Origin of the sequence: Aidingimonas lacisalsi, from assembly GCF_008079445.1 — a bacterium.
Taxonomy (GTDB): Bacteria; Pseudomonadota; Gammaproteobacteria; order Pseudomonadales; family Halomonadaceae; genus Aidingimonas; species Aidingimonas lacisalsi.
This window is the reverse complement of the sequence record NZ_VRYH01000015.1, coordinates 22,661-36,927: the sequence shown is the minus strand read 5'-3', so window position 1 is coordinate 36,927 and position 14,267 is coordinate 22,661. Positions and strand designations below refer to the sequence as shown.

At 63.9% G+C, this 14,267-nt stretch carries 4 protein-coding genes (1 of these 4 cut by a window edge); all 4 read right to left on the bottom strand.

Annotated features, from left to right (window positions below):
* Window positions 1–183: 183 nt before the first annotated feature.
* Tightly spaced (at most 25 nt apart), the 4 genes in view from FVV99_RS17880 to FVV99_RS17865 form a layout consistent with a single transcriptional unit that may run on beyond the window.
* On the bottom strand, window positions 184–2,148 hold the full coding sequence (locus FVV99_RS17880) for a preprotein translocase subunit SecA (RefSeq protein WP_148255487.1): 1,965 nt from the start codon (window positions 2,146–2,148) through the stop codon (window positions 184–186).
* 2 nt (window positions 2,149–2,150) lie between these two features.
* Window positions 2,151–4,301 (bottom strand): HlyD family efflux transporter periplasmic adaptor subunit, encoded by a 2,151-nt coding sequence (locus FVV99_RS17875; RefSeq protein WP_148255486.1) that lies wholly within the window; start codon window positions 4,299–4,301, stop codon window positions 2,151–2,153.
* Between the two features lie 25 nt (window positions 4,302–4,326).
* The gene (locus FVV99_RS17870) at window positions 4,327–6,195 is read right to left on the bottom strand and encodes an efflux RND transporter periplasmic adaptor subunit (protein WP_148255485.1); all 1,869 of its coding nucleotides are present in this window, start codon (window positions 6,193–6,195) and stop codon (window positions 4,327–4,329) included.
* Window positions 6,192–14,267: the 3' end of an LEPR-XLL domain-containing protein gene (locus FVV99_RS17865; protein WP_161599047.1), read on the bottom strand. It continues 18,879 nt past the right edge of the window; only the last 8,076 of its 26,955 coding nucleotides appear in the window; its start codon lies off the right edge, out of view — the gene reads right to left on this strand; the stop codon is at window positions 6,192–6,194. Before FVV99_RS17865 ends, FVV99_RS17870 begins: the two co-directional genes overlap by 4 nt.

Sequence of the window (14,267 nt, the reverse complement as noted above, 5' to 3'; positions counted from 1 at the left end):
TGCCGCTAACAGGCCGGATATAAGCGTGCAGTCTCACCCCGGCCATGGCGATTCGGGCTTGCACAACGGGACGGGTCCATATAAGCGGTTTCAACCGCGATGCAGGGCGCAAGCCCTGCCGAAAAGCCCATTGCCTGACGGCGTCCGTCGCGACTGCAGCCGCTCCCACGAACCATATCCTGTTTACTCCCCCCGTCCACTGAAGCCGAGTTGGTCGGCTTCGTTCCAGTCGGCTTCCAATAACCGGGCGCGTTCGCGGGCGTGGCGTTTCTCTCGTGCATGCTGGGCGCGCTGCAGGCGTTGAAGCAAGGGACCGAGATGGCGTTGCCATCCACGCAGTTCATCGAGCAAGGCCTCATGCTCGCCGACTACCCATTCGACGCAACCGGGGTCGCCCTGGCGAGCGCAACGGCCGGCGATCTGGCGGTCGACCCGTGACGCATCGTGCAACCCGGCGATGATCACGTGCAGCCCGCCGGCGTCGCGGGCGGCAGAGTCGAGGGCGATGTCGGTGCCGCGCCCGGCCATGCTGGTGGCAACGGTGATGGCACCGCTGCGACCGGCAGCGGCAACGATGTCGGCTTCTTCGGCGTCCTGACGGGCGTTGAGTACGGCATGCTGCCGCCCTCGTTCGTTGAGGGCGCTCGATAACGCTTCGGAATCCGCCAGGCTGACCGTGGCGATCAGCACCGGCCGCCTCTGGTCGGCCAGGTTACCGGCACGTTGGGCAATCCAGACCCAGCGTTCCCGTGCGTCGTTAACGGTCGTGACACCCAGGTCGCGGCGCTGCGACGGTTTATGCGGTGGAATAGCGAGCACACGCAAACGGTAAGTGCGCCAGAGCTCGCCACGCACTTCGCGCGCGGTACCGGTCATCCCGGCCAGGTGCTGGTAACGGCGGAAGAATCGCTGATAGGTCAACCGTGCCAGGGTACGGTTGGGGTCGCTGGGTTCGCAGCCTTCCAGCCGTTCGATCATTTGCTGCAGACCGCGTTCCCAGCGCCGGTCGGCCAGCACCCTGCCGCTGTGTTCGTCGATGATCTGTACCTGGCCGTCGCGCACCAGGTAATGACGGTCACGCTGGAACTGATGGCGCGCCACCAGAGCCTGCTGAAGCAGCCATTCGCGGCGCGCGCGACCCAGCCAGGCACTCCCGCTACCGTATGCCTCCAGTCGCCGTTCCGCCTGCTCGGCGAGCACGGCTTTGCCGGCTTCGGTGAGATGCAACTGGGCCTTTTCGCGCACGAAGTGTTCACCCTCTTCGAACTGGCCGGCGAGCGCCAACACCTCGTCGATCAAGGCGATGTCCACGGGGTCGTTGGTATCGCGGCCGGAGAGGATCAGCGGCGTGCGGGCTTCATCGAGCATCACGCTGTCGGCTTCGTCGACGATGGCGAAATGCAGCCCTCGCAGCAGCAACCGACGGTCATCCAGCGAGCCCTTGAGACGCGCCGCATGTGCCAGCATCGGTGTGCGGTCATGGCGGAGTTCGCGACCATCGCGCAGATAATCGAATACCAGCTCCTTATTGGTACAGTAGGTGACATCCGCACCATAGGCGATGCGGCGCTCTTCAGGTGTCATCTCGTGAACGATCGAACCGACTCGCAATCCCAGCCGTCGGTAGACCGGCTGCATCGACTCGGCGTCACGGCCTGCCAGATAGTCGTTGACGGTGATCACGTGCACCGGCACACCGGCGAGCGCGGCCGTGGCAGCAGGCAGCGTGGCAGTCAGCGTCTTGCCTTCACCAGTAGGCATTTCCGCGACACGGCCTTCCAGCAGAGCCAGCCCCCCCAGCAGTTGAACATCGTGATGTGCCATGCCCAGTTCCCGCCAGGCGACTTCACGCACAGTGGCGAACGTTTCGCGGCTAAGCCGGGAGGTGAGTCCTGCCGCGAGCACGCGGCGGCGTAGCGACTCGATATGGGTATCCAGCGCCGCCTCATCGAGTGCCGTCAACCGTCTAGCATGGCGGTGAATCGCCGGTAGCGCCGCACGCAATCGACGGCGCTGCCAGTCACCTGGCAGATGCAAAGGCGTGCGCACCCAGCGCCAGAGCCGCTCCAGCGTAGTGGGGGGCGCGACATGGCGCTCAGGGCGATCGAGCGTGTCGACGGGGCTGCGGGGAAGCGTCGAAACGGCCATGGCTACCTGTCGAACAACGATAGGAAGTTGCGGCGAATATCGCGCCACCAGCGGTAACCGATCGGCTCGGGTGGGTGCGCAACGCGCACATGGACCCGACCATCCAACGACAGGGGCAGATCGCTGTCGATCAAGCCCTGCGCGTCGAAGTCGGCCAGGTAGTGACGGCGGAATGCCGTCAGAGGTTCCTCGGCTTCGGGATCGAGAGCGATATCGCCGCCACCGCGCTGGGTCAACGTTTCACTGGGCACATCGTGCGTGGCGCGTGGCGATATCCACTCCAGCGACGCATCGATAGTCGTGTCGTGGCCCGGCAAACGCAGACTGACATTACGGGTGTTGCGGCTGACTTCGTCACGGCGGTGTGCCGGTAGCATGGTGCGGATGCGCAGGTCGCTATCGCGGACCACGACGGCGACCGGCGTGCCTCGCTGCATGTATTCGCCCAGTGGTGGCCGCCCTTCCGGCATCAGTAGCCGACCGTCACGCGGGCTGGTCACCAAGGTGGCGGCGGCACGCAAGCGGGCATCGGCCAATCGCTGCTCCACCAGCGCCAGATTCTCACGCTCCATGGCGATATCCTGGGTCTCACGCACGCTGGCCTGCAGACTCAGTTCGGCCTCGCGGCGTTGGGCCTCGAGCTGGCGAACTTCAGCGGCCAGTTCCGGGGCATCGATTCGCATCAACGGCTCGCCGCGCGAGACACGCTGGCCATCGTCGACGAGAATGTCGCTGAGTTGACCGGTAGCCCCCAGCCGCACATGGGTCGGCTCAGCGCTGTCGACGACACCTTGCACGACCGTGGCGTAGGGTACGGGCACGGCAAACAGCAACACACCGAGCGTGCCGAGCACACCCAGCAACCAGGCCCAGGCGCGCTGGCGCGAGCCCTCCAGACGGGATTCGACAGTCATGGTCTTGAGCAGTTTGAGAGTGGGTAGAATCAACGTCATGAACACTGACCATAGCGCCAGCAGCACACCGATGAACAGGTAACGAGTCGCCACGAAGGTGGCGATGGCTACCATGATCACCAGACGATAGAGGAACGAGGCGATCGAGTAGCCAACCATCCATACCGCTTCGCGCCGGGAACCGGCCTGGCCGGTCACATCGCGCCGTCCAAGCAGGTAGCGCTTGATGACATAACCGAGCTGTTGATTGGCGCGTGACCCCAGATTGGGGATTTCCAGCCAGTCCGCCAGCACGTAGTAGGCATCGAAACGCAACAGGGGATTGCCGTTGAACAGTAGCGTCGACACCCCGGCGATCAGCATCACGTTGAACATCACGGAACGCAGCACACCCGGTTCGGCCATGGCCCAGACCAGCATCGCCAGTGCGGCGAGCAACAGTTCGATCAGAATGCCGGCGGCGCCGACCAGCATGCGTTGTCCCTTGTCCGGGCAGGCGGCGGCGGCACTGGCATCGACATACGGTACCGGGAAGAACACCAGCAGCATGATGCCGATTTCGTGCACCTCGCCACCGGCATCCTTGGTGGTCCAGGCGTGACCGAGTTCGTGGAGTGCCTTGATCAGCGGATAGACCAGCGCCATCAGCAGCAAGTTGTCGATACCCAGCACGCGGTCGGCGAGGTTCTGGGTCAAACCCTGCCAATGAACGCCGGCCACCACCAGCGCCAGTCCGACGACCATCAGCCATATGATCGCTCCCAGCGGGCTGATGAACGGTTTGACCAGCGGATAGGTGGCGGCGACGAAGCGCTCCGGGTCGAGCAGCGGAATACGAATCCCCAACGGTGAACGGATCAGTTGCTGCCATTTGCTACGCTGGTGCTGCTGCTGACGGCGCGCGAGCTCGTCGATGTCGATATCGCCCTGCCCGGCCAGCACATTGGCGTTGTGAAGCCGGCCGATCAAACCGATCAGTTCCTGCTGCGTCGGCATGGCGTCGCCCAACGAAGCGCTGACCTGCTCCCAGATGTCACCGAGGGTCCGCCGACCGTCCAGCCGCCCGATGATCTGGTACGCTTCAGGTGTGAAGCGATGCACCTGCCCTGTCAGGGTATCGTGCAGGACATACCACGGCTCGCCACGGTAGTCGTGGCGATGCACGCTGGCATGCCGCCGTAACCGCAGCTTGAGCTCGGCGACCCGGTGCCAGTGCTGGCTGTAGAGCGCTCCCGCCATGGTTCAGCCTCTCTCCGCCACGGCGCTACCCCCACCACTGCCAGACATTGAGGCGCAGCCAGTCGACCAACTCTCGGGTCCAGATGACGACCAGCCGTTCTTCCCCCAGATCGACCTTGCCGACGCCTTCCATCCCTGGCCGCAGTCCGGCCGGGGCGCCGGCCAGTTCGGCTTCGACCACGAAACGGTTGCTGCCTTCACGGGTACGGGTCTCCGGCGTGATCCGAGCGATGTCGAAATCCAGTGGTGTATCGGTCATGGCCGAGAGCACCAGTTCCCCTTGCTGGCCCTCGGCGATATCGTCGATGCGGGCTTCATCGACTTCCAGCTCCAGCCGATAATCACCCTGCGGCGCTACGCGAAAAAGCTCCTCGCCCTGCTCTACGGCACTGCCCAGCCGCTGCGTCAGGTCGCCGCTGACGACGATTCCCTCATAGGGCGCACGCAGATTGGCGCGGGACAATCGCGACTTGATCAGTTGCAGCTCCGCCTGGGCCTGTTCACGTTGCGCATCGATGATATTGAGCGAAGCACGTTCGCCTTCGGCGCGCAGGCTTTGCGCTTCACTGGCCAGTTTGGCCAGTTCGCCCTGGGACTGTAATTGCTGTAAGCGCAGGTCGCGGGTATCCATGCTGGCCAGGATGTCACCTTCATCGACCTCGTCACCGGCACGAACACGGGCATCGTCGATGTAACCCTGGAACGGCGCGGCGATGACTCGCTGTACATCGCTCTTGAGCGTGGCATCGGCGGCCTCGTACTCGGTACCGGTAGCGAAATAGGCAAACGCGGCCACAGCCACGAGCAGGATCGCGGCGAGCTTGTAGGCAAGATGACCGGCGCCCAGCAACCGAGCACTCTGATCGCCGAGTGCAGCCATGGCCTTGAACGGCAAGGGCCGGTCGTTGCGGCGTTTCTCTTCCAGCGCGCGGGTGCATAGCGCCATCAGGCTCTGCAGGGCACCGACCTCATCGTCATCGAATGGGCGTTCACGCTCGATGGTCAAAGCCCCGCACGGTTTGCCGTCATCCAGGCAGGCAATGGTCAGGGCGCAAGGTACATCGGTCATCTCGCAAAGTGCACCATGGGCCCGATTGACCGGTGCGGCGGCATGGTGCGCATCGCCATCTGCGCTGTCGGCCGCCGGCCAGACGACCGCGCGGCGCTGATCGAGGGCTTCATCCATGGCCGCTTCGGTGGCGCGAATGCGATTCATCTTGCGATTGAAGCGGGCACTGTGCGAGATCTGACGCATGCGCGTACGGCTGCCACGCCGCCACCCCAGACTGACGCGCTCGGCTTCCAGCGTCGCTGCCAGCCGGGTCGTTAGCTGCATGGCGGCAGCATTGAAGCTGGGTTGTTCGAGCACCGCGGCCAGCAGGGTAAGATGCTCACCGAGGCGCGACTGCTGAGTGCGGGTCACTGCGTAATGTCGCGCCAGCACGTCCCGCTCGAGGCCCGCCACCGCATCTTCGAGATGCTGCATCAGCGGCACCAGATCGGTCTCATGCGGGGCGTCGTTGGGGGCATTGGCGCGCGAGACACGCAGTGCCACTGCACCGATCAGCGCCGCTTCAGGCCCCTGCGACAGATCGCGTATCGGGTAGCCGATCGCCAGCCCCCCGGCATCCAGCGCGCTGACCAGGCCACGACCAGCCTCACGCACTTGATCGGCCAGATCGAGCAACGCGACGCCATCGGCGTTGGCGGGCCATAATGCGACCGGCAGCCAGCTTGGCGCTTGCCGCCACAGGACGATACCTTCCGCGACATGCACCGAGGTGTGTGTCGTCGCCAACCGCTCGCCATGGCGAGTCAGCCAGGCCTGGATATCGACGGCGTCCGCCGTCCTGGTGTCGGCCGTGGTATCGACACTACCGGCCGTCGGCGTCATGGCGTCTCCTCGTCGTCATCGCCCTCGCTCAGGCGTTGCCAATCACGGGCGGCGCATTCGCGACGCAAGGCGTTGAGCCGGGATGCCGCCTGCGACTGCCGTTGGGCGTCGGCACGGGCGATGCCCCAACCGGTGGAAGCCGTGAGAGCGGTCAATAGTGTATCGGAGACCTCCAGTCCGCTCTGCTCGATCAGTGCCTGGGCGTCGAACGCCTCGCCGAACTCGTCGTCGCGCCGTTCGTCGTTGGCCTGGGCAGGCTCACCACCCGCCCGAGCATCCGCATTCTGGTTCTCGTCGTTCTCCTCGATCTGGGCAGTACCGGCCGCCGGTGGATCGTTCTGGATCCGGTTCTCGGCACTGGCAACCGAAGAGGCGACCTGCGAGGCGATGTTGCCACGCAGCGAACTTCCTTCACGCTGCTGCCATTCGTTGATCAGCCGTTCCATGCGCGCGATCGCCGTGTTGGTCGCCGGTGTACTGTCGCTGTCCCCACCGTTCATGCGCATACCGGCACTACCGTCACCTCCGAGCAGTAACCAGCTCGTTTCCGTGTCGTCGCTCTCGCCCTCTTCGGACTCGCTGGACGAGTCGCTGCTGTAGAGGTCTTGCTGCGACGAGCGCAATAGATCCAGCCGGCCCTGCGCCAAGGTGACCAGCGAAATGACCTGTTCACGCTCGTTCGGCTCGGACAACGAAATGCGGAAACGGCCATAGTCACCGACGACCGAATCGTCATCGAAGGAGGCGGAGAAGCCGTCGCCACCGGCGCCGCCGATGGCGATATCGCCGTCGGGCCCGGTATAGATGGCATCGTTGCCGCCTTCAAAGAGACTGATCGCTTCCACCGTGAGCAGAGACGGCTCGCGTGTCACGCGGCCGAAGTCGCCAAACAGGATATCCTCGCCGGCATTGCCTTCCAGCCGGTCGCCCCCGGCACCGCCGAACAGGATGTCGCGATCGCTGCCACCGATCAGTCGGTCGGCGGCACCATAGGCCGGATTACCGGTCTCGGCCATGACGTAGCGGCCGTCGGCGTTGCTTTCGATACGACCGTCATCGCCGATAGCAATGGATTCGCCACCGGCGTTGCGGGTCTCGTCGCTACCCATGCCGGCGATCACCTGGTCGTCGCCTGCGCCGGTAACGATGATATCCCCACTGCCGGTGGCCGCCGATGCATCCAGACTCTCGGCACTGGCTCGTACGCCATCGAGAGCCGCGATGCGGCCGTTGTCGCCAAGCACGGTGTTGTCGCCGGCATCCAAGGCGATGCGATCGCTGCCATGACCGCCGATCACCCAGTCGTCGCCGCTGCCGCTGTCGATGGTGTCACCCTTGCCGGTAGCGAAGGTATGCGACTCGAGACTGGCGATCCGGCCCTGTGCATCAAACATCGCCTGGGCATGATCCCCGGCGAGCAGATCACGGCCAGCGCCGCTGGTAATACGATCGGCACCATCGCCCGCAATGATACGGTTATCGCCGTTCCCGACGATGATACGATCCGCACCGCCAATCCCGGGTTCCTCAGAGAGCATGCGCTGCTGAGTGCCATCGGCACGCCATTCAAGACGCCCGATATCCCCCAGAATCACACTGCCTTGATCACCGGCACGCAACGTATCCGCGCCACCGCCGAGAATCGATCGAACCAGCCCCGCATTGACCGTGACGCTGTCGTCGCCGCCGATCTCCGGGGCGATGCTGGTCGCACGGGTCAGCACGCCTTCGTCGGTCCAGCTCAACTCAACGTTGTCGCCGAACAGTTCGTGGGTGCTATCCGGATCAGCGTCAGTCACATCGAGCGTATCGCTGCCGACCCCGCCGATCCAGGTCACGTCACCGGCATTGACCGCGACGCTATCGTCACCGCCGATCTCCGGGGCGATGCTGTCCGCACGGGTCAGCACGCCTTCGTCGGTCCAGCTCAACTCAACGTTATCGCCGAACAGTTCGTGGGTGCTATCCGGATCAGCGTCAGTCACATCGAGCGTATCGCTGCCGACCCCGCCGATCCAGGTCACGTCACCGGCGTTGGCCGCGACGCTGTCGTCACCGCCGATCTCCGGGGCAATGCTGTCCGCACGGGTCAGCACGCCTTCGTCGGTCCAGCCCAGTTCGACGTTGTCACCGAACAGTTCGTGGGTGCTATCCGGATCAGCGTCGGTCACATCGAGCGTATCGCTGCCGACCCCGCCGATCCAGGTCACGTCACCGGCGTTGGCCGCGACACTGTCGTCACCGCCGATCTCCGGGGCGATGCTGTCCGCACGGGTCAGCACGCCTTCGTCGGTCCAGCCCAGTTCGACGTTGTCACCGAACAGTTCGTGGGTGCTATCCGGATCAGCGTCGGTCACATCGAGCGTATCGCTGCCGACCCCGCCGATCCAGGTCACGTCACCGGCGTTGACTTCGACGCTATCGTCACCGCCAAGACTCGGTACGATGCTGGTGGCGTCGATCATGACACCGTCGGCGTTCCAGCGCAGTTCACCGTGATCGCCCAACAGCGTCGAGCGGGTGGCTCCAGGTCCGGTGCCGAGTTGGTCGTCGCCTTCACCGCCTATCAGCAGGTTGGCGGCATCGCCACCGTGAAGTTCGTCACCGGCGCCAGAGGCGATCGGTAGCGAATCGAGCGTACGGAGCATGCCAGCGGTGTAGTGCAATTCGGCGTAGTCGCCGACCAGCGTATCGTTGCCGCTCTGTACACCGGCGGTCGCCGTTCCGCCATGCAGCAGATCACTGCCACCACCACCCAGCAGCACATCGTCACCCTGACCGCCGGCCAGCGTATCGTCGGCGTCGTGGCCTTCATCACGCACGCTGATGAGGTCCAGGTCATCGACATCGTTGACGGTGGCGAAGATCACGTCGCCCTGATCGCCGAGCAGCACGTCGTCCCCCAGACCGCCTTCGAGCGTATCCGAGGCCGAGCCGCCGATCAGGATGTTGCGACCATCCATCACCGACAGGTGGTTCTCGCCGAGTGATTCGGGATCGGTGGAACGAACGGCGATGACCCGCTGGCTGTTCATCAGTCGCTGACCGTCGACGCCGTCGCGCGAGGCCAGTTCGATCTCGCCGTGATCGCCGAGCAGGATGTCGTTGCCGCTGCCACCGATCAGCCGGTCATCGCCGGTTGCCAGCCGATCGCCGGTGGACTGATCGGCGTCGCCGGTGGCGTCATACAGGCTGAGCAGACTGCCCGTCTCGTCGATGCGGGTGTCCATGGCGATGTCGAGGCTGCCGTCACCATAGAGATGATTGTTGCCGCCGACACCGGCATCGAGCCGGTCATCGCCGCCGCCGCCGAACAACTGGTCGTCGCCGGCCCCACCGATGAGCGTATCATCGCCCTGGCCACCGACCAGCACCACACCGCCGATGGCTTGCGAGGCATCCAGGGTGTTGTTGCCATACTCGGTGAAGCGCTGGGCCTCGTCGGTCACACTGCCGCCATCGGCACGATAGGGCCCGCCGTTGCGCGCCGTATCGCCGAATATCGCCAGTGGCATCTGACCGTCGTAGCCGCCCTTCACGGTAAGGGTATCGCCACCGCGATCGCCATCTTCGACGCGATTGCCGCCCCCATGGATGGCGGTCAGCGGCATCTCGCGGAGAATGCTGATCTCGCCGTCGCTCAGCGCAAGATCGTCCAGCGTCATCGCCAGCAGCAGGCCGCTGTCGTCCTGGGTGAAGTCCTGGATGACATGGCGTTCGCCATCGATGAGGATGGCATCGCCGCGGCGGAAGCCGTCGTCGTACCAGGTGCCGCCATCCTGACGCTCGAGGATGGTACTCTCGCCGTCTTCGCTGGCGTGCAGTGCGATATCACCGTTGAAGTCAATCGGATCGGCATCGACGTCAACATCGTCGTTGCCGCTGCCCAGGCGAAGTTCGACGGTCTCGAAACCGTGATACTCGATGCCCCGTGGTGTCTCGACCGTGTCGCCCTGTCCGTCGCCTTGTTCCAGGACGCCTTCGCCCATGCCCAGGCCGGTGATGCGTTCAGCGGTCAACTCGCCTTGCAGATCCGCCACGCTGGCATCGGCAGCGAGGATGACTTCGTCGGTATCGGTCATCTCGACATCGCCGGAGACGACGCCGGCACGATCGTCGCTGGGTTCGCCCGGGTCTTCATAGGGCAACATGATGGGATCTTCCAGCGAGCGGTCGGTGTCGCTGGTGCCGCCTTCCAGAATCAACGGCCCCTGTATGCGATCCAGCACATGGGGCTGTGGCGAGAAGACCTTGTCGTTCTCGCTGCCTTCGGCGGCGACGTAGTCTGGGTCGAAGGACACCTCGACGCTGACCTCCTCGGCCCAGTTGTCCGCCGTGAAGGTGACCGACGGCACGGCGACCTCGGTCAACGTCAGTGAGTCGGCGCCGAGATCGTCATCATCATGATCGGCCGTCAGATGCAATTCGCTACCGGCATCCGAGAGATGGTTGACCTTGACCTGGCCATCGATGCCATCCAGCGACAACTGCATACCGACCCGCACACCCAGGTCATTCCAGTTCTGGTCACCAGCCAACACCAGCCGTGCACCCGCCTCTTCGCGATCGAGCACACTGACATCCCATTCGCCGTCGGCCACGCTGCGCAGATCGATGCGTTCGGCCTCCAGATCGAAATCACTGAAGCCATCGCTGTTGAGATCGATCGTGACATCGTCGTCGGGCGCCTGGGTCAGACGCAGGGTGTATTCGTCGGTGTCACCAGCGGCGCCGACCTGGGTGCGATCGCCGGTCTCCTGCACCACCACGCCGGCGCTGTCGCTGTCATAGGCACTGACGCGGACATGGCCCGGTTCGCTGTCGGTGTAGACCGAATCGGCCCGATTCGAGCTGATCTCGAACCCGATGCGGTCATCCAGCCGGTTTTCCGCGACAGCGTCGTTGATGGCGCTGACGTCGATGGTCCGTAACGTGTCCCAGTTACTCGCATCAAAGGTCAGCGTCTCCTGGCTGACGTCGAGTTGCTCGTCGTCGTAGTCGAGCGTCACCGTCACCGTTTCGTCGTCTTCCGGCGGCGTGGTCAGCGAGAAATCGAAGCTGTCGGTCTGTTCGGTCTCGCTGTCGCCTTCGATCACGGTAAGATTGCTACCCGCCTGGTCGATGAAGATATCGCCCTGATCACTGTCATAGACGGTAATCATGGCATTGGCGATCGGTTGATTCTCGACATCGGCCAGTGCGCCGGGGGTGTCTTGACCGTCCGGCATGACGACATTGGCCATATGGCTGATGGTGATGTCGCGGGTACCCTCGACAACGCCGTCATCCGGAGCCTCGACGAAAATCTCCTGTTCGTTGGTCCAGCCATTGTCTTCGTCAAAGGTGAAGTCGATGGTCTGAGCGCGGCGGTAGTCGCCATTCTCGCTGGTGGCGATCTCCACCGTCTGGGGCGAGCGGGAGCCACTCGCCCGGGAGCGGTCCTGGCTCGACGAGAGTGCCGCCGAAACGGTCAGGCTGACCATGGCGCCATCGGTGATATCCAGATCGTCGCTGAGTGCCAGGTCGATCAGGTAACTGCCGATGTCGCCGCCTTCCAGGAGATTGGTACCGCCCTGCTGATCGATCGACACCGCCCCGCTGGAGCCATCGGCGACCGTGACCGGCGTACCGTCGGCCAGCAGGTCGTCGTAGTCTCCATCGCCGCTAGCGACGCCGTGGGTGATCAAGCTGCTGCGCCCTTCGGCGTCGGCGGCAACGACCCGACCGGTGACATCGCCACCGAGGCGGAAGCTGTCGCTGCCCAGACCGCCGACCAGTTCCGTCGTCACATCGAAAGCCGTGGAGAGCACATAGAAGGTATCGTCGCCTTCCAGGGCGTCGACATTGACCTCCTGAATGCCGTCGTAGCCGATGTTGAGCCCCGCACCGAAGACGCCATCCTCGGTCACGACGAAATTGTCGTTCGCCTCGGTACCCAGCACGGTCAGGGTGTTGTAGCCGCTGCCGCCATCGATATCCACCGGCGCGTTGATGTTGTACTCGATGTGATCGTCATCGCCGCCGCCACGGACTTCGATGTCATCCTCGATGAGGAAGGCGCGTACCACGAAGTCGTCGTTGCCGGCCTCGCCTTCCATGCGCAACAGGCCCTTGTTGCTGTAGACCGTGAACTCGTCCTGACCGTCGCCGCCGTAGATGACCATCGACTCGCGGTTACCGGGACTGAGGAAGCCTTGCGTGGTTTCGGTGGTCGCGATCTCATCGCCGGCGCGGACACCGGATCCTTGATAGACACCATTCACGAGGTCATCGGGATCGCTGGGATTCTCGGCGAACACCTGGCCGATCTGGAAGCGGTCGTTACCGGCACCACCGTCGAGCGTCATCAGCGTCGCCGTATCGTCGACGATGAAGGCGTCGTCACCGGCATGGCCGTTGATGCGCACCCGGCCGTTGAGGCTGTCGTCGTAGTCGATGCGCTCGACGTCGCTGCCTTCCACGCCGGTCTCGGCGTTGCCGCCCATGCGAGCGATGAAGTTCTGGCGAATCAGGAACAGATCGTCGAGATCGCCATCGGTCGTCTCGTCGTAGCCGCGTCCCTCGATGATCAGCTCATCGACGCCGTCGTTGACGGCACCGCTGTCAGTCACGGTGATACGGTAGTTGCCGTTATCGCCGCTGCCGGCCTGATCGCGGGTAACGATACGTACCTTGTCCGTATCGGCTCCGCCATCGAGCGTGAGTCGCTCGTCGCGATCGTTGAGCTCGACGACTCGCAAACGGTCCTCACCGGTATTGCCCTCGACGTTCATCTCGCCGAGCAATCGGTCATCCCCGGTGGGTTTGAAGACCAGCGTGTCGTCGCCCGCGTTGCCTTCGGCCGCGATCATGTCGGCATCGAGGGTACCGGTCACCAAGAGGTCGTCGTCTCCGCTGTCCAGTCCGATATCGATGTCGTCCGCCATCAACGAGCCGAAAATGTCGACTTCATCGTCGCCACCGCCGGCATCGAGGCTGATGGCGTCGGCAGTGATTGTCGCGTCGTCGCGCACCTCGAACTCGTGACGCTTGTCGCTCAGCGTGACCGTGAAATGATCACCCGCCGTCAGCGTACCGCGCAGCGTGCTCTCGGCGGTGACATCATCCAGATTCGAGGCATCGCCCACCGAGGCGTCGAGTTCGATTTCCATGAGGAGGTCGCGGCCGGCCTCGATGGTCACGTCCGGATCGTCGACGATCACACCGTCGGCAGCCTGGACGATCACGTCATGGGTGGCTCGTACCGTCACGCCATCGGTGAAGGTCACCGTATCGCCGTTGTCATTGCTGTCGTCGGCGTTTTCCCTGGCCGTCAGTATGACGGTACCGTCGGCATCGATATCGCTGTCGACGATCAGCGGGCTGTTGGTGGTCAACTCGACGTCACCGCCCGCGCTCAGGCCGCTTTCGCTGACGTTCATCTTACCGGTGTTGTCGAGGAAGACACTGCCATCGGTCGATGACCCTTCAATCTGGCCGATCCGCGAGGTGATGACGTCGTCCCGTTCACCGATGTTGCCGGTCGCGATCAGGTGGACGTTCGCCGAGAGCAGGTTGAACTCCTCGTCGGCATCCAGCGCGTTGCGCATGGCGCCCAGCGCCGTGATGAAGGCCAGGTTACTGCCGCTGGTCGTTCCGCCACCGGACGATACGACCCCCAGCCCCAGCGAGTCGCTCTTGTCGGTCAGATAGAGCGAGTCGAAGCTCTCGATATCCACCCGACCGCGAGTGTCGGTGATCAGATCCTGATCGACACTGCCGACTCCGCCGGCAACGGTCGTCAGGGTCAGGTCATGCGCCACGACGTTGGTGTCGAGTGATGCAGACTCGGCATTGGTGCTGAGAATCGATGACAGCGCCGATAGACGGACATCGTCATCGGTCTCGACCTGCCCGACACGCAGATCGGTATCGGGGGAGTTCAGATCGATATCGCCACCGGCCGTCGCCGTGATCTGTTCTCTGGCTTCGACCTCCAGCGACTCGCCCGACGACAGATCGCCGATCTGGCCTTCTGCCGTCAGCGTGATGTTGTCGGCGAGCACCTTGAGCAGATCGTGATTCAGACCATC

Bases quoted from the DNA above. Each gene is read 5' to 3' on its own strand.
- FVV99_RS17880 (WP_148255487.1), bottom strand. From the start codon at position 2,148: ATGGCCGTTTCGACGCTTCCCCGCAGCCCCGTCGACACGCTCGATCGC.
- FVV99_RS17875 (WP_148255486.1), bottom strand. From the start codon at position 4,301: ATGGCGGGAGCGCTCTACAGCCAGCACTGGCACCGGGTCGCCGAGCTC.
- FVV99_RS17870 (WP_148255485.1), bottom strand. From the start codon at position 6,195: ATGACGCCGACGGCCGGTAGTGTCGATACCACGGCCGACACCAGGACG.